We start from the raw sequence: 20,597 nt of genomic DNA on the forward strand, positions 1-20,597 counted from the left end.
TGTCGGCAAGGTTGCCTGAGGCGAAAACGCTTACACGGATTCGCGCGAAGCACGCTTACGCTCGTGCTCCTTCAGGTGACGCTTGCGCAGACGGATGCTCTTCGGCGTGATTTCCACCAGCTCGTCGTCGGAGATGAACTCCACGGCGTACTCCAGCGACATCTGGATCGGCGTGACCAGGCGCACGGCTTCGTCGGTACCCGAGGCGCGCACGTTGGTCAGCTGCTTGCCCTTGATCGGGTTCACGACCAGGTCGTTGTCGCGGCTGTGGATGCCGATGATCATGCCTTCGTACAGCGCATCGCCCGGCTTGACGAACATGCGGCCGCGATCCTGCAGCTTCCACAGTGCGTAGGCCACGGCATCGCCGTCGTCCTGCGAGATCAGCACGCCGTTGTGGCGCTCACCCAGGCCGCCTTCGCGCAGGGGCGCGTAGTCGTCGAAGATGTGGCTGATCAGGCCGGTGCCGCGCGTCAGCGTCAGGAACTCGCCCTGGAAGCCGATCAGGCCACGGGCCGGAACGCGGTACTCGAGGCGGGTGCGGCCCTTGCCGTCGGACGCCATGTCGAGCAGTTCGCCCTTGCGGCGGCCCAGCTCTTCCATCACGCTGCCCTGGTGGCCGTCTTCGACGTCCACGGTCAGCAGTTCGTACGGCTCATGCTTGACGCCGTCGATTTCCTTGAACACCACGCGCGGGCGCGACACGGCCAGCTCGTAGCCTTCGCGGCGCATGTTTTCCAGCAGGATGGTCAGGTGCAGCTCGCCGCGGCCCGACACTTCGAAGATGGTGTCGTCGCCGGTCTCGGCCACGCGCAGCGCCACGTTCGACTTCAGTTCGCGGTCCAGGCGTTCACGCAGCTGGCGGCTGGTCACGAACTTGCCTTCACGGCCGGCCAGCGGCGACGTGTTGACGCAGAAGTTCATGGTCAGCGTGGGCTCGTCCACCTTCAGCATCGGCAGGGCGTCCTGCGCGTCCGGTGCGCACACGGTGCAACCAATGCCGAGTTCTTCGATGCCGTTGATCAGCACGATGTCGCCGGCTTCGGCTTCTGCCACGATTTCGCGCTCCAGGCCCTGGAACTTCAGCACCTGGTTGATACGACCCTTGATGGGGTTGCCTTCCGGGCCGAACTTGACCACCACGTCTTGCAGCGAACGGGCGCGGCCACGCGAAATGCGACCTACGCCGATCTTGCCGACATAGCTGTTGTAATCGAGCGAGATGATCTGCAGCTGCAGGGGGCCATCCGGGTTGTCGTCACGGACCGGCACCTTGGCCAGCACGGTCTCGAACAGCGGCTTCATGTCGCCTTCGCGCACGTCGTCGGTCAGGCCGGCGTAGCCGTTCAGGCCGGATGCGTAGATCACCGGGAAGTCGAGCTGCTCGTCGGTGGCGCCCAGCTTGTCGAACAGGTCGAACGTCTGGTTGATCACCCATTCAGGACGCGCGCCCGGACGGTCGACCTTGTTGATCACCACGATCGGCTTCAGGCCCAGCGCCAGCGCCTTGCGCGTGACGAAACGGGTCTGGGGCATCGGGCCTTCAACAGCGTCAACCAGCAGCAGCACGCCGTCGACCATCGACAACACGCGCTCCACTTCACCGCCGAAGTCGGCGTGGCCAGGGTGTCGACGATATTGATGTGGGTGCCGTTGTATTCGACGGCACAATTCTTCGCGAGGATGGTGATCCCGCGTTCCTTCTCAATGTCGTTCGAGTCCATCACGCGTTCAACCATTTGCTGGTTGTCGCGGAAGGTGCCTGCCTGGCGCAGGAGTTGGTCGACCAGAGTGGTCTTGCCATGATCGACGTGAGCGATGATGGCGATATTGCGGATGGCGCGGGTCATTGCAGCGTCTCGCTTTGGGGCTGAGCATCAAAAGATAACCCGAAATTATAGCATGCTGCGGCGCAAAACCCGAGGACGACGTTGGGAAGCTTCCTAGGCCGTCCCGCCGCCACAAACCCAATTATTGCGATATCCGCAATAGCAAATTGCCGTCCTTGCGGTTCGGCGAACGTAAACATATAGTTGCCACGGCAAACATTGCAGCGACAAGCAACCAGCCGAGATGTCCGAGCAGATCCAGCCCATTTCCGACGAAGCCTTCCCCTTCGACCCGGCCGAATACCGTATGGGCGAAAGCATTGGCTATCTGATGGCGCGCGCCAAGAACGTGCTGTCGCACGGCGTGGAACAGGAAGTCGATGGCCTGGACATCACACACGCCCAGGCTACCTGCCTGATGATGCTGGCCGCCGGACGTGGCAGCACGGTGACCGACCTGGGCCGGGAGCTCAATTGCGATATGGGTTCGGTCACGCGCCTGCTCAGCCGCCTGGAAAAGCGTGGCCTGATCGAGCGCCAGCGCAGCGATGCCGACCGGCGCGTGGTCGACCTGTCGATCACGCCCGCCGGCCGGGTCCTCGTGGACCAGTTGCCCCAACTCTACTGTCGCGTGCTGAACCGGCATTTCCGCGGCTTCTCCGAGGCCGAACTGCAAACCTTCCGCTCGATGCTGCTCCGGATCATCGGCAACAACAGCGGGTAGCCGCCAGGCTTGCCGGCCAGTGACGCCAGCGGCGCCACGATCTCTCCAATACAAGAACAAACACTAACGCCCTGTCGCAGGGCACCCAGATGAACCAAGCACTCTCTTCTATTTCCGCCTTGTCGCCGCGCACGCGCGCGGCGGGCCGCCGGGCCGGCACGCTGGCGCTGACCGCGCTGGCGGCCGCGGTGCTGGCAGGCTGCGCCGCGTTTGGCAACTCGCACAGCACGCAGACCGTTACCGCGCCGGCCTCGCTCGCCAGCGCCCAGACCCTGCCCTCGCAGCATGGCCAATGGCCCTCGCTCGACTGGGTCGACCAGTTCAAGGACCCGCAACTGCGCGCCCTGGTCGATGAGGCGGTGAAGGACAGCCCCAACCTGCAAGCCGCTTTCGCGCGCGTGGAAGCCTCCCGAGCGATGGCCGACGCCACGCGCAGCGCGCTGTACCCGCACGTCGACTTTGAAGGCAGCCTGGTACGCCAGCGCTTCTCGCAAACGGACCTGTTCGAAGGCACGCCACTGGCCGGCTCGTGGCAAAACCAGTCACGCCTGCAGGCTGGGCTTTCGTATGACTTCGACTTCTGGGGCAAGAACCGCAAGGCGCTGGAAGCCGCGCTGTCCGACGACCGCGCCGCCGAGGCCGAAAGCCAGGCCTCGCGCCTGATCCTGACCACGTCGGTCGCCCGCACCTACGCCCGGCTGGCCGCCGTGTACGCGCAACGCGACGTGGCCGAGCGCGCCATTGCCCAGCGCCGCGGCCTGAGCGACCTGTCGCGCGACCGGCTCAACGCCGGCCTGGACACCCAGGTCGAAACCACGCAGGCGCGCGGCACGGTGGCATCGGCACAGACCGACCTGCTGCGCGTGGATGAAGATATCCTGCTGGCGCGCAACCAGCTCGCCGCGCTGCTGGGCAAGGGCCCGGACCGCGGCCTGGCGATCCAGCGCCCGACCATCCTGGCGCAGAGCACGCCATTGCTGCCGGACAATCTCACCATCGACCTGCTGGGCCGCCGCCCGGACCTGGTTGCCGCGCGCTGGCGCGTGGAGGCCACCAGCAAGGATATCGAGGTGGCGCGCACGGAATTCCTGCCGGCCGTCACCTTGTCCGCCTTCGCCGGCGTTGCCTCGCTGGACCCGTCCAACCTGCTGATGGGCATCAGCCGAACCTTTGGCATCGGCCCGGCCATCAGCCTGCCGATCTTCGAGGGCGGCAAGCTGCGCGCCAACCTGAAGGGCAAGTACGCGCAATACGACCTCGCCGTGGCCAACTACAACCAGGCGCTGGTCGATGCGCTTCGCGAAACCGCCGACACGGTGGCCAGCATCCGCAGCGTGGACACGCAGATCACGGCCCAGCGCGAGGCGCTTGCTCTGGCCGAGCGCGCCTACTCGCTGTCCACCATTCGCTACAAGGCCGGGCTGGGCACCCAGCTCACGGTGCTCAATGCCGAAAGCAACGTGCTGCAGCAACGCCGCCTTGCCACCGACCTGCAGGCGCGCCGCCTGGACCTGCAAATGGGCCTGATGAAAGCGCTCGGCGGGGGTTACCAGGAACAAGCCGAAGGCGCCGGGACGGATGCGCAGAAGCCGGCAGAGGCACGCGGTTAAGCGGTTAAGCGGCTAAGCGGTTAAGCGGTTAAGCGGTTAAGCGGTTAAGCGGTTAAGCGGTTAAGCGGCTAAGCGGTTAAGCGGCTAAGCGGCTAAGCGGCCTGAAGAACAACGAGCAGTACCGACAGCATTCTTAAAAGACGATCATGAGCGATAACAAGCAAGCGGCCCAGACTCCCGCCTCCCCGGCGGCTCCCGTCAACAACAACGGCAAGCGCAAGCGCCTGCTGCTCTCGCTGACCGCCGCGGTAGTGGTTGCCGGCGTGGCCTACGGCATCTACTGGGGCCTGTACGCGCGCCACTTCGAAAGCACCGACGACGCGTATGTCGCGGGCAACGTGGTGCAGGTCACCCCGCTGGTCGGCGGCACCGTGATCTCGATCGGGGCCGACGACACGCAACTGGTCACCGCGGGCCAGCCCCTGATCCAGCTCGACCGCGCCGATTCGCAGGTCGCCCTGGAGCAGGCCGAGGCGCAACTGGCACAAGCCGTGCGTGAAGTGCGCACCCTCTACGTCAACAACGGCTCGCTGGCTGCCAACGTGGCCATGCGTGAGGCCGATGTGGCCAAGGCGCGTGAAGACCTCAAGCGCCGCGAGGCCATCGCCGGCTCCGGCGCGGTCTCGGGCGAAGAAATTTCCCACGCGCAGACCGCGCTCACGGCAGCGCAATCGGCACTGCTGGCCACGCGCGAGCAACTCGCATCCAACAAGGTGCTGACGGACCAGACCACGGTGGAGAAGCACCCCAACGTGCAGCGCGCCGCCGCCAACCTGCGCGCCGCTTATCTCTCGTTCGCGCGCTCGACGCTGCCCGCGCCCGTGACCGGCTACGTGGCCAAGCGCTCGGTGCAGGTCGGCCAGCGCGTGGCCCCGGGCGCCCCGCTGATGGCCGTGGTGCCGCTGGACCAGGTGTGGATCGACGCCAACTTCAAGGAAGTGCAGATCACGCATATGCGCGTGGGCCAGCCGGTGACGCTGGAGGCCGACCTGTATGGCTCCAAGGTGACCTACAACGGCAAGGTGGAAGGCTTCTCGGCCGGCACCGGCTCGGCCTTCTCGCTGCTGCCGGCGCAGAACGCCACCGGCAACTGGATCAAGGTGGTGCAACGCCTGCCGGTGCGCATCGCGCTGGACCCGCAGCAACTCAAGGACCACCCGCTGCGGGTTGGCCTGTCGATGAACGTGACGGTGGATGTGCGCAAGGAAGAAGGCGCGGCCATGACCAACGCCACGGTCGCGCGCCCGATGCAGACCGACGTCTATGAGAAGGTCGCGCAGGACGCCGACGCGCTGATCGCCCGCGTCATCTCGCTGAACAACGGCGGCCGCCAAGCGGGCGAGCCCATGGCAGCGCCGGTATCGGCGCCCGTTGCGGCCAAGCCCGCCAACACCTGAACATGGCTACCTCCCTTCCCGCGCGCGACGGTGCCGCGCCTGGCGCCCCGGCGCCAGCGGCGCGTCCCGCCGCGCCCGTGCCGTTGTCGGGCGGAAAGCTGATCGTGGGCACCATCGCGCTGTCGCTGGCCACGTTCATGAACGTGCTCGACTCCTCGATCGCCAACGTATCGATCCCGGCCATTTCGGGCGATCTCGGTGTGGCGCCCAACCAGGGCACGTGGGTCATCACCTCGTTCGCGGTGGCCAACGCCATCTCGGTGCCGCTGACCGGTTGGATGACCACGCGCTTCGGGGCGGTGCGGCTGTTCATCACGTCGATCCTGCTGTTCGTGATCTCCTCGTGGCTGTGCGGCGTGGCGCCTAACCTCGAAGTGCTGCTGGCCGCGCGCGTGCTGCAAGGCGCCGTGGCCGGGCCGATGATTCCGCTGTCGCAATCGCTGCTGCTGTCGAGCTATCCGCCACAGAAGAGCACCATGGCGCTCGCGCTATGGGGCATGACCACGCTGGTGGCGCCGATCATGGGGCCGCTGCTGGGTGGCTGGATCTCGGACAACATGACCTGGCCGTGGATCTTCTACATCAACATCCCGGTGGGCCTTGGCGCCGCCTATGCCACCTGGGCGATCTACCGCGACCGCGAGACGGCCATCAAGATCCTGCCGATCGACCGGATCGGGCTGGCGCTGCTGGTGATCTGGGTGGGTTCGATGCAACTGATGCTCGACAAGGGCAAGGAGCTGGACTGGTTCCACTCGACCTCCATCGTGGTGTTGACGGTGGTGGCCATTGTCGGCTTCCTGTTCTTCCTGATCTGGGAGAGCTACGAGAAGCATCCGATCGTCGATATCACCTTGTTCAAGGGACGTAACTTCAGCGCGGGGGTGGTGGCCATCTCGGTGGCCTACGGCCTGTTCTTCGGCAACCTGGTGATTCTTCCACTGTGGCTGCAAACCATCGTCGGCTATACCGCGACGGATGCCGGCATCGTGATGGCGCCGGTCGGGATCTTCGCCATCCTGCTGTCGCCGCTGATTGGCAAGAACCTGCCCAAGATGGATGCGCGCTGGGTCGCGACCATGGCCTTCGTCACCTTTGGCGTGGTCAGCCTGATGCGTTCGGGCTTCACTTTGCAGGTCGATACCCGCACGCTGATGATCCCGACGCTGATCCAGGGCGCGGCGATGGCGATGTTCTTCATCCCGCTGACCTCGATCATCCTGTCGGGCCAGCCGCCGGAGAAGATTCCGTCGGCCTCCGGGGTGTCCAACTTCGTGCGGATCACGTTCGGCGCGATCGGTGCGTCGATCTCGACCACCATCTGGGAAAACCGCACGGCGCTGCATCACGCGCAACTGGTGGAGCAGGTCAACCCGTACAACCCCACCTATATCGACCAGCTCAATCACCTGATGCAGATGGGCATGAGCCAGGCCCAGGCCAATGGCCAGATCGAGCGCAGCATTTCGCAGCAGGCAGCCATGCTGGGCGCCAACGATATCTTCTGGATCTCGGGCGTGCTGTTCTTCGTGCTGATCGTCTTTGTCTGGCTGACCAAGCCGAAGAAGGGGCGACCTGGATGCCTCCGCGGCCGGGGCGCACTAGCCGCGCTAACCGCCCCCTGCACCGCGAGGCCGAGGCCGATGCCGTCACAGGCATCGGCCTCGTGCTCTCTGGCCCTGCCCCTCCCACTCCCCAGCCTCAGGCCGTCAGGATTTCCTGCACCACCAGCTCTACGGACTGCGCACCATCGGCGACAGGCAGTCGCACATGCCGCCCCGCCGGCGCGCCGAGCAGCGCCATGCCGGCGGGCGACAGCACGCAGAGCTTTCCACACCGGAAATCCGCCTCCTCCGGGTACACGATGCGCCAGACGAAATGCTCGCGGTGGCGCGACTCGATGCAGAGAAAAGGCGTGTTCAGCGTCACCACCTTGCGCGGGCGGCTGCCGGCGGTGCCGACCACGGCACGCTCGATGACGTCGCGGATGGACTTGCGCTGCGGCGCCGCCGTTTGTCGATCGGCGGCGAGCGCGCTCAGGCGCTCGATATCGCAAGGGGTAAGGAAAACCGTCTTTCGCATGCTGACTCCCGGTGTCAATGCGCGCGACGTGGTCACGCGCGTGGCATTTGGCTTCTAGAGGGATCTAGGGGGAGCGAGGTTCGGCCCGGTGCGCTGCGCTTCGACGCACCGTGTATGTAGATGGGTCAGGCAGGGTACCGGGCGACAGCGAGCGAGGCGGCTGTTGCCGCGCGAAGACGCAAAATGAGGATGGTCACGAGAACTTTGCCGTCAGGCCGCGCGCGCGGACACCGGGTGTGTCGAGGTGGCGCGGCCAATAATTGACATTTAAACAAATTTCCGCGACGAAGGGAAGCCATTACCTCCCCTGCGGGCACTTTCACCGGCAATCGCACCACTTAGCATGGCTTTCATGCCCGATGCGGCCGCGTTAGCCACCTTAGCCGCGTCAGAGCTTGACCAGCCGTTCGGGTCGCAAAGCGCCCTCACGCATGCGCGCCACGCCAAGCAAACGGCGCGGCTCGCCGCCATAGACACTGGCGAGTTCGTCTTCCGCCAGCGCCACTCCCGCCGGCAGGTCGCGTTGCGCGATGCGCTGCCCTTGCAGGAAGCGGGCCATCGCGGCCTCGTCGAGCGTCACCGCTACGCAGCGCTGCAACAGCGCATCGACCGGCGCAAGCATGCCGGGGCGCTCATCGTCGGTGCGCTGCTCGATCTGCTCCAGCGTGACCGCGCCGTCCAGGCTCAGGTCCCCCACCGCCGTGCGGCGCAAGCCCGTCAGGTGCGCGCCACAACCGAGCGCCTCGCCGATGTCCTCGGCCAGCGTGCGGATATAGGTGCCCTTGCTGCAGGTCACGCGCATGCTGAACGTGGGCGCCTGCGGCAGCCCGCAATCGAGCAGCGTGATTTCGCGGATGGTGACGCGGCGCGCGGCACGCTCCACCGTCTGGCCGGCACGCGCGTATTCGTACAGCGGACGCCCGTCCTTCTTCAGCGCGGAATGCATCGGCGGTACCTGCTCGATTTCGCCCGCGAAGCGCAGCATGGCCGCGCGCAGGGCATCGATATCGCACGTTACCGGGCGCTCGGCGATCACCTCGCCTTCGGCGTCGCCGGTAGCGGTCTTGAGGCCCAGGCGCACGGCGGCCTCATAGGTCTTGTCGGCCTCGAGCAGGTCCTGGGAGAACTTGGTCGCCTCGCCGAAGCACAGCGGCAGCAAGCCGGTGGCCAGCGGGTCGAGCGTGCCGGTGTGTCCTGCCTTGAGCGCGCGCAGCATGCGCTTGGCACGCACCAGCGCATCGTTGGACGAGAGGCCGAGCGGCTTGTCGAGCAGCAGCACGCCATGCACCTCGCGGCGCGGTTGCCGGGGCGGGCGATTGGTTTTGGGATCGGTCATGACGGGGAGCTATGTGACGCCGGCAGAGCTTCGGGGCCGGGCGCGACAGACAGGGACAAAGGAGACACGAAGCAACAAGCGCCAACAAGAAAACGGCCCGTGGTGACGGGCCGTCTTTCAGTCTTCTTTTGCGCGCGTGGAGTTGGCTTCTTTGATCAGCTTGGACATCTCGATCGCTTGCTCCACCGAGGTATCGTGGAAGAAGCGCAACGTCGGCACGGTATGGATATGCAGCCGCTTGTAGAGCAGCGAATGCAGGTAACCGGACTTTTCGTTGAGGATGCCCTCCACTTCCGCGGCATCAGCCGCCAGGACGGTGAAGTACACCTTGGCGTGCGCGTAGTCGGGGGTCAGCGTGACCGACTGCAGTGTGACGAGCCCCAGGCGGGGATCGCGCAGCTCACGCTGGATCATCTCGGCCAGGTCGCGCTGGATCTGGTCGGAAATCCGGAGATTACGAGAGGAGATATTGCCTTTCTTGGCCATTCAATACGCTTGCTGTCGAGAAGGGCAGCGGCGGGCCAGTTGGCCCGCCGCCCGCAACACACTTTACAGCGTGCGCGCCACCTCGGTGATTTCATACACTTCGAGCTGGTCGCCTTCCTGAACGTCGTTGAAGTTCTTGATCGACAACCCGCACTCGAAGCCTTGCTTGACTTCCTTGACGTCATCCTTGAAGCGCTTGAGCGAATCGAGCTCGCCGGTATGGATGACCACATTGTTGCGCAGCACCCGTACCAGGGCAGTACGCTTGACCAGCCCGTCGGTGACCATACAACCGGCCACCGCGCCAATCTTCGGCACGCGGAAGACCTGGCGCACTTCGACCGTACCCAGCGTGACTTCGCGCTTTTCCGGTGCCAGCATGCCCGACATTGCCGCCTTGATCTCGTCTACCGCATCGTAAATGATGTTGTAGTAGCGAATATCGATGCCGTTGTTCTCCGCCAGCTTGCGCGCGCCCGCATCGGCACGCACGTTGAAGCCGATGATGACCGCCTTCGAGGCCGTGGCCAGGTTGACGTCCGACTCCGAGATGCCGCCCACGCCGCCGTGCACGATCTGTACGCGCACTTCTTCGGTGGAGAGCTTCTGCAGCGATTGCACCAGTGCTTCCTGCGAACCCTGAACGTCGGCCTTGACGATCAACGGCAGCGTCTGCACTTCGCCTTCGCTCATCTGCTCCAGCATCGTTTCCAGCTTGGCCGCCTGCTGCTTGGCCAGCTTGACGTCGCGGTACTTGCCTTGGCGGAACAGCGCGATTTCACGCGCCTTGCGCTCGTCCGGCAGCACCAGCACTTCTTCACCAGCCGCCGGCACTTCGGACAGGCCCTGGATCTCGACCGGAATCGAGGGACCCGCTTCCTTGGTCGGCTTGCCGGTCTCGTCCAGCATGGCACGCACGCGGCCATAAGCGCTGCCAGCCAGCACCACGTCGCCACGCTTGAGCGTGCCGCTGGTGACCAGGATGGTCGCGATCGGGCCCTTGCCCTTGTCCAGCTGGGCTTCCACCACCAGGCCCTTGGCCGGGGCGTCCACCGGTGCCTTCAGTTCCAGCACTTCGGCCTGCAGCAGCACTTGCTCGAGCAGGTCGTCAATGCCGGCGCCAGTCTTGGCGGACACCGGAACGAACGGCGAATCACCACCGTATTCTTCCGGCAGCACCTGCTCGGCCACCAGTTCCTGCTTGACGCGGTCCGGGTTGGCTTCGGGCTTGTCGATCTTGTTGATCGCGACCACGATGGGCACGCCCGCCGCCTTGGCGTGGGCAATGGCTTCCTTCGTCTGCGGCATCACGCCGTCGTCGGCCGCGACCACCAGGATCACGATGTCGGTTGCCTTGGCACCGCGAGCACGCATGGCCGTGAAGGCCTCGTGACCCGGGGTGTCCAGGAAGGTGATCACGCCACGCTCGGTTTCCACATGGTAGGCACCGATGTGCTGCGTAATACCGCCGGCTTCGCCTGCCGCAACCTTGGCACGACGGATGTAGTCCAGCAGCGAGGTCTTGCCGTGGTCGACGTGACCCATCACGGTCACCACCGGCGGACGCGGCAGCTGCTCGGCGTCGGTGTGGTCTTCACCACCCACCACCAGGAGCGCTTCCGGATCGTCCAGCTTGGCGGCAAACGCCTTGTGGCCCATTTCTTCCACCACGATCATGGCGGTTTCCTGGTCCAGCACCTGGTTGATGGTCACCATCTGGCCGAGCTTCATCATCTGCTTGATGACCTCGGAAGCCTTGACGGCCATCTTGTGCGCCAGGTCGGCCACCGAAATGGTCTCGGGGATGTGCACTTCGCGCACCACCGGTTCCGTCGGCGCCTGGAAATTCGTGCCGCGATCGTCTTGCTGATGACGATTGCCACGGCCGCGCGGACCGCCGCGCCAGCCGCCAACGCCACCCGACGAATCGCCGCGGGTCTTCAGGCCGCTGCCCTTCTTCTTCGAGCCTTCGTCCTGCCAGGTCGAGGAGGTACCAGCCTTCACTACCTTGCCGGTCTTCTTGTCGACGGTGGTGGTAGCGGTGGCGGTGGTCGTTGCGGGCTTCTTCTCTTCTTTCTTGACTTCAGTGCCAGGCGGCTTGACCGGCTTGTGCAACGTACCGGTTTGTTCGGCCTTCTTTTCTTCAGCCTTGCGCTCCGACGGCGCCTTGAGCACGCGTGCCGGCGCATTCAGCATCTGCTGAATGGCACGGGCTTCGGCTTCGGCGGCCTCGCGGCGCTTGCGCGCTGCGTCTTGCTCGGCACGCGCCTTGTCGGCAGCCTGCTTGGCATCGTCGGCGGCCTTCTGCGCGGCAGCGCGTTCGGCGGCCAGGCGAGCCTTTTCGTCTTCGGCCTTCTTGCGCGAATCGTCGTCTTCCGGCGCCTTGGCCGTAGCGGCGGCGCGCAGGGCAGCAGCTTCCTCTTCCGCCTTGCGGGCGGCGAGCTCAGCCTGGCGGCGTTCTTCGGCCTCCAGCGCTTCTTGCTTGGCGCGACGCTCGGCTTCCTCGCGTTCGGCCGCTTCCTGGCGTGCCTTGGACTCGGCTTCCTGGCGTGCCAGCAACTCGGCCTGCTGACGATCTTCCTCGTCCTGGCGTACCTGCTCGGCCGCATCGACCGGCAGCTCGACCACTTCGTGGCCATCGGCGCCATCGGCGGAAGCCTCGTCGCGCTTGATCAGGACGCGCTTCTTGCGCACCTCGACCTGCACCGTGCGAGTCTTGCCGGTGGAATCGGCCTGGCGGATCTCGGAGGTCTCACGCTTGGTCAACGTGATCTTCTTGCGCGCGCTGTCATCGGCCGCCCCGTGGGAACGCTTGAGGTAATCCAGCAACTTGGTCTTGTCGGATTCGGTGATGATGTCGTCAGGCGTCACCTTGCCCACCCCAGCTGCCTGCAATTGTTCCAGCAGGGCAGCTGCGCTGCGGCTCAGTTCTGCGGCCAGTTGGGCAACTGTTGTGCTTGCCATTCAAACCCTTTCAATGCTCGGTTTATACGTCGGGACAATTGTGTGCGGAATGCGCGCTCAAGCAGCCTGGAAAAGCACCACGTGAGCGTGTCCCTCAGTTAAACCAATGTTCCCGTGCTTTCATGATCAGCGCGCGGGCATCATCCTCGCCAAGACCAACCATGTCGACGAGTTCGTCGACGGCCAATTCGGCCAGTTCGTCACGCGTGTGGATATTGCCTTCGGCCAGCTTGCCGATCAGTTCCGGGGTCAGGCCGTCGAGCGAGCGCAGATCCTGCGACACCTCTTCCACCTTTTCTTCCCGGGCCAGTTCCATCGTCAAGAGCGCATCGCGGGCGCGGTTGCGCAACTCGTTGACGGTATCTTCATCGAAGGCGTCGATTTCCAACATCTCGCTGATGGGCACATAGGCCACTTCTTCCAGCGTGGAGAAACCTTCGTCGATCAAGATGTCAGCCACTTCTTCGTCCACGTCCAGCTTGGCCATGAACAACTTGCGCACCACGTCGCTTTCCTCGGCTTGCTTCTGTGCCGATTCTTCCTGCGTCATGATGTTGATCTGCCAGCCGGTCAGCTCGGACGCCAGGCGTACGTTCTGACCACTGCGGCCGATGGCGACGGCGAGGTTTTCCTCGTCGACCACCACGTCCATGCTGTGCTTTTCTTCGTCTACCACGATCGACTGTACCTGTGCCGGCGCCAGGGCGCCAATCACGAACTGGGCCGGATCTTCCGACCACAGCACGATGTCGACCGCCTCGCCGCCGATCTCGTTACGGACCGCGGTCACCCGCGTGCCGCGCACGCCGACGCAGGTACCGATCGGATCGATACGCTTGTCATGCGCCACTACGGCGATCTTGGCGCGCACGCCGGGGTCGCGAGCGGCCGCCTTGATTTCCAGCAGGCCCTGCTCCATCTCCGGCACTTCGTTCTCGAACAGCTTGATCAGGAACTCGGGCGCGGTGCGCGAGAGCTCGATCTGCGGGCCGCGTGCGGTGCGATCCACATTCAGGATATATGCGCGGACACGATCGCCGGTGCGCAGATTTTCCTTGGGGATGATCTGGTCGCGGGCCAGCAGCGCTTCCACGCGGCCGGACTCGACGATCAGGCCCTTCTTGTCGGCGCGCTTGACCGTGCCGGTCATGACCTTCTCGCCACGATCGAGATAATCGTTGAGGATCTGCTCGCGCTCGGCGTCACGGATCTTCTGCAGGATCACCTGCTTGGCGGCTTGCGCACCGATACGGCCGAACTCGACCGACTCGATCTGCTCTTCGACAAATTCATCCAGCTGGATGTCCGGATCCTGCTCGCGTGCCTCGAACATGAGGATTTGCTTATCCGGCTCCTGCAGGCCCTGTTCATCGGGGACTACAAGCCAGCGGCGGAACGTCTCGTGCTCACCGGACTCACGATCGATGGCGACGCGAATATCCACGTCTTCCTCGAAACGCTTCTTGGTTGCCGAAGCGAGTGCCGCTTCCAGCGCACCGAATACCACATCCTTGTCGACGTTCTTCTCACGCGCAAGCGCATCGACGAGCAACAGAACTTCGCGGCTCATTGCTTGTTCCCTTTTTCTGATTTCCTTTGAAGTCGATCACCGGCACCAGGCGTGCGCGATCAACATCGGATATGGTGAATTCCAGCAGCGCCGTGCCGTTCTGGCCTTCGAACTCGAGGCCAATCTGCTCTGCCCCCGGCTCACCGGTAGGCGTCTGCAGGATGCCGACGAAATTCTTCTGGCCATTGACCGGAAGGCGCAAGGTAACCCTGGCTTCCTGGCCCGCGAAGCGGACGAAGTCAGCCAGTTTCTTGAGCGGCCGGTCCAGCCCCGGCGAGGACACTTCGAGTCGCTCATAGTCGATGTTCTCGACGGTGAGCACGTGGGTAAGCTGACGGCTTACCTTCTCGCAATCCTCAATGACGATGCCGGTTTCAGGCTGATCGATGTAGACGCGCATGAGTCCGCCTGGAGCGCGCTCGAGCTCAACCAGCTCGTACCCCATGCCGTTCAGGGTGGTTTCGATCAAATCTGCCAGATGCACTGTATTCCCGAATAATGGCCATCAATACCGTGGCAGACCCAGCCCATCGGCACGGCCGTCTTGGTTGACGGCTTCAGCCAGCTTGCCTGCCAGTCACCCCGACCGGCGCGCCGTGAAACACGGCAAGCACACGAAACGGGCGAAGCAAAAAAATGGGCGCAATGCCCATCATTTGCCCACCCTTTTGCAGGATGACTTTTGAATAGACTTTGATTATACGCTGTCGCGGTGCAAAAGGCAAAGGCACCGGGCTTTGGCCGGACAGGGATGCGGCCTGTGCCGCTCTTTTCCCTGCCAAGCCTGTCCATGGCGCCCCGCCTCGCATCGCTCAACGATTGCCGTCGCGGCCACCGCCACGAGGACGGCGGTTGCCGTTGGGCTTGCCGCCCTGCGGCATCACATTCCCATTGGCTTCGCCACCACCGCGACGCTGGGAACGGTTCTGCCCGCCACCCATGCCACCCATGCCGCCCATACCACCCATACCACCCATACCACCCATTCCGGCGCCACGGCCGCCACTGCGGCCCCCGCGACCCGGGCCGCCCGGACCGCGGGGGAACCCGCCGCGCCGCCGCCCAGCTTCGTGGTATGCGACGTCAGCAGGGTCGGGCCACCGATGTAGCCCATCGAGGTTTGCATTGGATCCGGCTGGCCGCGGCCAGCGCCACTGCCGCGCGGGCCATTGCTGCGATTGACGCGCGGCAGGCCGTCCATGCCGGTCGGCATCGGCATGCCGGCAATGGCTGCCTCGGTGCGCTGCTGGCGGCCACCCACCTTGCTGCCGCCCCTGGGACCGCTATCGCCCTTGGACGGCGCCTTCAGGCCGATGGATGCCATCAGCGCACGCACGTCGTCCGCCGCGAGTTCTTGCCAGCGGCCGCGCTTCAAGCCGCGCGGCAGCAGGAACTGGCCGTAACGGGTACGGATCAGGCGCGACACGGTCAGGCCGACAGCCTCGAACATGCGGCGCACTTCGCGGTTGCGGCCTTCAGTCAGCGCCACGTGGTACCAGTGGTTGATGCCTTCGCCGCCACCGTCCGCGATGCGCAGGAAATTGGCCTCGCCATCGTCGAGCTTGATGCCGTGCAGCAGGCGCTGGCGATCGGCCTCGGCCAACTCGCCCAGCGTACGCACCGCATATTCGCGCTCCACGCCGTAGCGCGGATGCATGAACTTGTTGGCGATATCGCCCGACGAGGTAAAGATCAGCAAGCCCTCGGTATTGAAGTCGAGGCGGCCCACGGCCACCCACTTCCCTGCCTTGATGCGCGGCAGGCTGTCGAACACGGTCGGACGGCCTTCCGGATCCGACTGGCTGACGATCTCGCCGGACGGCTTGTGATAAAGCAACACGCGCGGTGGCTTGGACGACACACGGCGGTGGATCAGCTTGCCGTTCACCCGGACCTGGTCGGCCGGCAGGATGCGTTGGCCGATATGGGCAGGCAGGCCATTGACCGAAACCCGGCCCTGCAGGATCAGCTCTTCCATTTCCCGGCGCGAGCCCAGCCCGCCCTCGGCGAGCACCTTGTGCAGCTTGGGCGCGTCGTCGTCTGCCGACAGCTCGCGCACCGGCTTGACCCGGGCCTGCGGGCCGCTCGACTCTTCCTGGTCGTACTGACCGGAAATGACAAAGCGGAACAGGTCTTCGCCGCTCGCGGCGGCGGGCGCCTTCTCGGGCACACCCGCGGCCGGCGCTGCGCGCCGCCCTTGCCCTTGTTTGCCTTGCCTTGCTGGCGCGGGCCGCCTTGCTGCCCCTCGGCGCCACTGCGGCGGGCCACGCCTTGCGGCTGCTGGCCTTGCTGCGGCTTGCGCTTGCGGGCGCCATTGCCGTTCGGGTTGGCACGCGCGCCGTCGCGCTGGCGCTCGCCCGCGGCTTCGCCGCCAGCTTCGCTTACGCCTTCGGCATTGTCGGCGCTGAAGGTGCGGCGAGCGCCTCGCGGCGCCGGGCGTTCGCCCTGCTGCTCGCCGGCCTGCACGCCCTCGCCTTCGGCCGGCTTGCGCTTGCCACGGGTACGTCCTTTCCTTGCGCCGTCGCCACGCCCGGCCTGCGCGTCGCCCGCGTCGGGGCCGCCCGCAGGGGCTGCCGTGTCGCCGTCCGCGGCACGCCCGCCATCGCGGTCCTGCGCGGCCTGGCGGCGCGTGGCCACCAGATTGCGCAAGCCACGGCGCAGGCCCTTGCGGCGCGGCGCGCCATCGGTGCCGGCGCCGCCTTCGGCGCCATTGCCGGCATCGCCGGCCGGCGTATCCGCCTGGCGGACGTCTTGATCAGAATCGGACAAGGTATTCACATTCGGATGTTGCATGGTGTTCAGTTGGACACGCGCTGGTCGTGCTCGTCGTGCTCGCTGGGGTGCGCCGGATTCGTCTTGGACGCCCCCGGGACTTCGGATGCCTGCTCGCCGGAGTCCACTTGTACGTGGTAACCGTTGGCGGGCGTGTCCGTTTGCTCATTTGCTTCACCGTCTATGACGGCTTGCTCGTCGGCTGTGTCGCCAGGCCGTGCGCCGGTGGGCTCGGCGGACACCGGCTCGCTCTCTGGCTCACTGTCTGGCTCACTGTCTGGCTCCGGCGGCGCCAGCACTTCCGCCTCGGCCTCGGGCGTGGGTGGGAACCCAGCTTCCGCTTGCACCAAGGCTTCCTTCTTTTCAAACGCATCCACCAGATCGGCGATGCCATCCGCGGCGCCGGCCGCAAGAACATCGGGTGCAACCACTTCGGAATGGGTCGATTCACCCTCCCCGGCATCGGCCACAGCCTCTGCGGCAGCCTCGGCCTGATCATGACCAGGTTCCGCAAATGCCTCTTCGTCGCTATCCGCCGGCACAGTGCCCAGCGCCTCGAAATCGATTGGCTCCTGGTTCAGCAGCGCGACCTGCGCCTGGGCCTGGATGTCCTCCAGCGGCGGCAATTCATCGAGCGTGCGCAAGCCAAGGTCATCAAGGAAATTCTTGGTGGTGGCATAAAGCGCGGGCCGCCCGGGCACGTCACGGTGGCCGATCACCTCGATCCAGCTACGGTCCTCGAGCTTCTTCACGACCTCGGTGCTGACCGCGACACCGCGGATTTCCTCGATATCGCCCCGCGTGACCGGTTGCCGGTAGGCAATGATCGCCAGCGTCTCCATCACGGCGCGGGAGTACTTGGGCGGCTTTTCAGGATTCAGCCGATCCAGGTATTCGCGCATGACAGGACGGCTCTGGAAACGCCAGCCACTGGCCAGTGCCACGAGCTCCACGCCGCGTTGCTCCCAATCGCGGCGCAACTCTTCGAGCAGCACGCGAATGGTGTCGGCACCGACGTCGTCGGCAAACAGCCGGCGCAAGTCATTGACGCGCAAGGGTTCCTGCGCGCAGATCAGCGCGGTCTCGAGGACGATCTTCGCCTCTTGGGTATTCATGTTGATTGCGTGCAGCCTGTCTTTGCACCTGCGCCCCGATTGATCCCGGGCGCACTGGAGATTGCGGGTTCAGCGGTAGGGATTGCCACCGCCATCTGGCCGCGCAGCCAACCGCATGCTTGTTGCATGCCAGCCGTGCGCTTTCTTTTATTGCATCGGGTGCCGGACCTGACCGGCAGGAGATCGCCCGGCCACCGGCTTTACCTGCCAGTCGACGGAGCCCTTGCGTCGCGCCTTCCCCTGATGTGGCGGACCTGTCCGGCGCGGCGTTTATCATCGAACGCGCCGGGTGCAAGAAAATACGGATATCGGGCCTGCTGGCCTATTTCACCCCGCCCTGCCGTGGCTGGTCTTTTGAACCGAATCTTTTGAACCGGACGGCGGATGGGGAACGGTCCCTGGCGCTGTTGCCTGCCCGGGTGTTCCTGGCATGCATCCCTGAGCAGCGGATGCTACCTGACGATGCCACGATGAAATACGCTGCGCGATATCGCTGTTCTTGCGATTGTATGGCATTCCCTGGCAAACCTGCAACCGATTCGCACAGCTACCTCACCGAAGAAGTGACAGATACGCCGCGAACAACGTTTCAGAAGACCAGGCAGAATCCATGTGCGGCAAGCGTCTGGGGCAAAAGCAGCGTGCGCGCCACCCCGGCCAGGCCAAAGGCCACCACCGCGAGGCCGGCGCCGGCCCGTAGCGCCGGGCGCCGCGAAAGCTGCCTGAGGTAGCCGGACAGGCCCGAGATCACCAGCAGGTTCGGCAGGGTGCCCAGGCCAAACACGGCCATCACCAGCGCGCCAGACGGGGCATTGCCAGCCAGCAGCGCCATGGCAAGGGCGCCGTACACCATGCCACACGGGACCAGCCCCCAGGCCAGCCCCATGCCGTAGCGGCGCAGCAACCGCCCCTGCCCCTGCGCCCGGGCCACGGCAGGCAAGCGCGCCCCGACAGCGCCAAGGCCGCGCAGCAACCCGCCCGCGGCGCGGGCGGCAAGCCGCTCCAGCCAGCCAGTACCCACGGTCCGCCCGCGCAACATCCACAGGCCCGACAACACCAGCATTACGCTGCCCACCCCAAACAGCCAGCGCTGCAGCGGCAGGTACCGCCCCCAGACGCCAGCCCCCAGGGCGCCAAGCAGGGCCCCCAGCACCGCATACATGCTGAGCCGCCCGGCATGCATGACGAGCAGCTCCAGCAACCAATGGCCGGGACGCCGGAGCACCGTGGCAGGCACGCGCGCTTCACCGCCCTGCTCCGCGGCCAGCGCGATCCCGCCGCACATGGCGGCGCAATGCACGCCGCCCAGCAAAGCCAGGGTAAATACGCTGATTAGCACGCCTATGGTCAACTTCTCCTCCCAATCACACAATCGCAACGTCCGGCGCGGTAAAATGCGCCCAACGCGCCCCCGCAGCTTCAAGAGGCGCTATCAACATGAAGCCCAGCGCCCGCGGCAGTTCGCGCGTTCGCAAAACAACATGACGACGGGCACGGCAGGCCGCGCTGCACAGATAGCGCACCGCCGACAGACCCGCGCGCCGGGCCGATGTGGATAGCGCTTCCCATCGACGACTCTCAACGTCAAGCTCTCAACTCAATGCGCCTGCCACACCGCGCTTGATTGACTGCGCTAAACCGACAGGCCTCAATTGCTAACCTCCATTCCTATTACCGAGATGTCGCCCCGCTGCTCCACCTGCTCGCTCGGCCAGCTCTGCCTGCCCGTCGGCATGACGCAGCAGGACCTCGAAAAGATGGATACGCTGGTGCAGGACCGGGTGCGCGTACGCAAGGGCGAAAGCCTGTACCGCCTCGGCGACCCTCTCACCGCCGTCTACGCGATCCGCTTCGGCACGCTCAAGACCCACCTGACGATGGAAGACGGCCGCTCGCAGATCACGGGCTTCCACCTCCCCGGCGAAGTCGTCGGCCTCGACGGCCTCGGCGAGATGCAGCACGCATCGGACGCCACCGCGCTGGAAGATACCGAAGTCTGCGTGGTGCGCTTCGGCGATCTCCAGACGTTGTCCAACGTCCTGCCTTCCCTGCAGCATCAGTTCATGCGCCTGATGAGCAAGGAGATCTCGCAGGACCAGGTAATGTTGATCACGCTCGGCTCGATGCGCGCCGAGGAGCGGCTTGCCGCTTTCCTGATCAACCTGTCCGAGCGCTTGTCCGCGCGCGGCTATTCGGCTTCCGAGTTCGTGCTGCGCATGAGCCGGGAGGAAATCGGCAGCTACCTCGGGCTTAAGCTCGAAACCGTCAGCCGCCTGTTCTCGCGCTTTGCGGAAGCTGGCCTGATCCAGATCCGCCAGCGCCACGTCAAGCTGGTCGACATGGTGGGAATCAAGCAGATCGTCAACAAGTCCTGCTGACGTGCACGTCGCAAGCCGCCCTCGCCAGCGGCGGCCCGCCGTGATGCCGCGCCTTCTGGCCTGAACCGGCAAGGCGCGCATCGCACTCATTCCAGCTCGTCCGTGTCCGCCAGCCGCGTGGGCATGGTGTACAGCGTCAAGCCGCTCGACAGCGAGCAGAGCACCCACGCGATCAGGAATCCCACGGTGTAGACCGCCTCCCGCGATGCCTCGACCGGTTGGCCGAAAAAGCGCAGGTCGCCGGGGTCTACCATGGAGAACACCAGCGCGGTCGTCAGCCCGGCAACCAGGAAAGCGGGCCACAGCACCCACATCAGCCAGCGCAGTCTCATGA

15 protein-coding genes and 2 pseudogenes are annotated in these 20,597 nt (G+C 65.2%); 5 read left to right on the top strand and 12 right to left on the bottom strand.

Features of this window, described 5'->3' with window-relative positions:
* Positions 1–30: 30 nt before the first annotated feature.
* Positions 31–1,850: pseudogene (typA, locus tag OMK73_RS19455) on the bottom strand (translational GTPase TypA).
* Positions 1,851–2,073: 223 nt separating this feature from the next.
* On the opposite strand from typA, the gene OMK73_RS19460 reads away from it, so the two are divergent.
* From OMK73_RS19460 to OMK73_RS19475, 4 genes and pseudogenes are all read left to right on the top strand, one after another.
* Complete coding sequence (locus OMK73_RS19460) at positions 2,074–2,553, top strand: MarR family winged helix-turn-helix transcriptional regulator (protein ID WP_267603560.1); 480 nt, start codon at positions 2,074–2,076, stop codon at positions 2,551–2,553.
* Between the two features lie 89 nt (positions 2,554–2,642).
* Complete coding sequence (locus tag OMK73_RS19465; RefSeq protein ID WP_267603561.1) at positions 2,643–4,163, top strand: efflux transporter outer membrane subunit; 1,521 nt, start codon at positions 2,643–2,645, stop codon at positions 4,161–4,163.
* Between the two features lie 146 nt (positions 4,164–4,309).
* Complete coding sequence (locus OMK73_RS19470) at positions 4,310–5,560, top strand: HlyD family efflux transporter periplasmic adaptor subunit (protein ID WP_267603562.1); 1,251 nt, start codon at positions 4,310–4,312, stop codon at positions 5,558–5,560.
* Between the two features lie 2 nt (positions 5,561–5,562).
* A pseudogene (locus OMK73_RS19475) lies at positions 5,563–7,165 on the top strand (DHA2 family efflux MFS transporter permease subunit).
* A 96-nt stretch (positions 7,166–7,261) separates the two neighbouring features.
* Here the strand turns inward: OMK73_RS19475 and OMK73_RS19480 are convergent.
* From OMK73_RS19480 to OMK73_RS19525, 10 genes are all read right to left on the bottom strand, one after another.
* The gene (locus tag OMK73_RS19480) at positions 7,262–7,642 is read right to left on the bottom strand and encodes a GreA/GreB family elongation factor (protein WP_267603563.1); all 381 of its coding nucleotides are present in this window, start codon (positions 7,640–7,642) and stop codon (positions 7,262–7,264) included.
* A 388-nt stretch (positions 7,643–8,030) separates the two neighbouring features.
* Complete coding sequence (gene truB, locus OMK73_RS19485; protein ID WP_267603564.1) at positions 8,031–8,978, bottom strand: tRNA pseudouridine(55) synthase TruB; 948 nt, start codon at positions 8,976–8,978, stop codon at positions 8,031–8,033.
* Positions 8,979–9,095: 117 nt separating this feature from the next.
* Positions 9,096–9,464, bottom strand: a complete 369-nt coding sequence (gene rbfA / locus OMK73_RS19490; protein WP_006162086.1) for a 30S ribosome-binding factor RbfA — start codon at positions 9,462–9,464, stop codon at positions 9,096–9,098.
* A 63-nt stretch (positions 9,465–9,527) separates the two neighbouring features.
* Complete coding sequence (gene infB, locus OMK73_RS19495; RefSeq protein ID WP_267603565.1) at positions 9,528–12,428, bottom strand: translation initiation factor IF-2; 2,901 nt, start codon at positions 12,426–12,428, stop codon at positions 9,528–9,530.
* 94 nt (positions 12,429–12,522) lie between these two features.
* Positions 12,523–13,998 (bottom strand): transcription termination factor NusA, encoded by a 1,476-nt coding sequence (gene nusA / locus OMK73_RS19500; protein ID WP_043347317.1) that lies wholly within the window; start codon positions 13,996–13,998, stop codon positions 12,523–12,525.
* Positions 13,955–14,482 (bottom strand): ribosome maturation factor RimP, encoded by a 528-nt coding sequence (gene rimP, locus OMK73_RS19505; protein ID WP_267603566.1) that lies wholly within the window; start codon positions 14,480–14,482, stop codon positions 13,955–13,957. Before rimP ends, nusA begins: the two co-directional genes overlap by 44 nt.
* Positions 14,483–14,878: 396 nt before the next feature.
* Positions 14,879–15,976, bottom strand: a complete 1,098-nt coding sequence (locus OMK73_RS19510) for a pseudouridine synthase (RefSeq protein WP_267606436.1) — start codon at positions 15,974–15,976, stop codon at positions 14,879–14,881.
* Positions 15,964–16,791 carry a hypothetical protein gene (locus OMK73_RS19515; protein ID WP_267603567.1) on the bottom strand — a complete coding sequence of 276 codons (828 nt, stop codon included), beginning with the start codon at positions 16,789–16,791 and terminating at the stop codon, positions 15,964–15,966. Before OMK73_RS19515 ends, OMK73_RS19510 begins: the two co-directional genes overlap by 13 nt.
* A gap of 5 nt (positions 16,792–16,796) precedes the next feature.
* On the bottom strand, positions 16,797–17,885 hold the full coding sequence (scpB, locus tag OMK73_RS19520; protein ID WP_267603568.1) for an SMC-Scp complex subunit ScpB: 1,089 nt from the start codon (positions 17,883–17,885) through the stop codon (positions 16,797–16,799).
* A 589-nt stretch (positions 17,886–18,474) separates the two neighbouring features.
* Positions 18,475–19,236 (bottom strand): sulfite exporter TauE/SafE family protein, encoded by a 762-nt coding sequence (locus OMK73_RS19525; RefSeq protein ID WP_267603569.1) that lies wholly within the window; start codon positions 19,234–19,236, stop codon positions 18,475–18,477.
* Positions 19,237–19,537: 301 nt separating this feature from the next.
* Here OMK73_RS19525 and fnr point away from each other — a divergent pair, with 301 nt between their 5' ends.
* The gene (gene fnr, locus OMK73_RS19530) at positions 19,538–20,263 is read left to right on the top strand and encodes a fumarate/nitrate reduction transcriptional regulator Fnr (RefSeq protein WP_267603570.1); all 726 of its coding nucleotides are present in this window, start codon (positions 19,538–19,540) and stop codon (positions 20,261–20,263) included.
* Positions 20,264–20,349: 86 nt separating this feature from the next.
* Here the strand turns inward: fnr and OMK73_RS19535 are convergent, their stop codons facing one another.
* The gene (locus tag OMK73_RS19535; RefSeq protein ID WP_043421572.1) at positions 20,350–20,595 is read right to left on the bottom strand and encodes a hypothetical protein; all 246 of its coding nucleotides are present in this window, start codon (positions 20,593–20,595) and stop codon (positions 20,350–20,352) included.
* Between the last annotated feature and the right edge of the window lie 2 nt (positions 20,596–20,597).

Origin of the sequence: Cupriavidus sp. D39, from assembly GCF_026627925.1 — a bacterium.
In the GTDB taxonomy this organism is placed as follows: Bacteria; Pseudomonadota; Gammaproteobacteria; order Burkholderiales; family Burkholderiaceae; genus Cupriavidus; species Cupriavidus ulmosensis.

Bases quoted from the DNA above. Each gene is read 5' to 3' on its own strand.
- OMK73_RS19460 (WP_267603560.1), top strand. From the start codon at position 2,074: ATGTCCGAGCAGATCCAGCCCATTTCCGACGAAGCCTTCCCCTTCGAC.
- OMK73_RS19465 (WP_267603561.1), top strand. From the start codon at position 2,643: ATGAACCAAGCACTCTCTTCTATTTCCGCCTTGTCGCCGCGCACGCGC.
- OMK73_RS19470 (WP_267603562.1), top strand. From the start codon at position 4,310: ATGAGCGATAACAAGCAAGCGGCCCAGACTCCCGCCTCCCCGGCGGCT.
- OMK73_RS19480 (WP_267603563.1), bottom strand. From the start codon at position 7,642: ATGCGAAAGACGGTTTTCCTTACCCCTTGCGATATCGAGCGCCTGAGC.
- truB (WP_267603564.1), bottom strand. From the start codon at position 8,978: ATGACCGATCCCAAAACCAATCGCCCGCCCCGGCAACCGCGCCGCGAG.
- rbfA (WP_006162086.1), bottom strand. From the start codon at position 9,464: ATGGCCAAGAAAGGCAATATCTCCTCTCGTAATCTCCGGATTTCCGAC.
- infB (WP_267603565.1), bottom strand. From the start codon at position 12,428: ATGGCAAGCACAACAGTTGCCCAACTGGCCGCAGAACTGAGCCGCAGC.
- nusA (WP_043347317.1), bottom strand. From the start codon at position 13,998: ATGAGCCGCGAAGTTCTGTTGCTCGTCGATGCGCTTGCGCGTGAGAAG.
- OMK73_RS19510 (WP_267606436.1), bottom strand. From the start codon at position 15,976: ATGGAAGAGCTGATCCTGCAGGGCCGGGTTTCGGTCAATGGCCTGCCT.
- OMK73_RS19515 (WP_267603567.1), bottom strand. From the start codon at position 16,791: ATGCAACATCCGAATGTGAATACCTTGTCCGATTCTGATCAAGACGTC.
- scpB (WP_267603568.1), bottom strand. From the start codon at position 17,885: ATGAATACCCAAGAGGCGAAGATCGTCCTCGAGACCGCGCTGATCTGC.
- OMK73_RS19535 (WP_043421572.1), bottom strand. From the start codon at position 20,595: ATGAGACTGCGCTGGCTGATGTGGGTGCTGTGGCCCGCTTTCCTGGTT.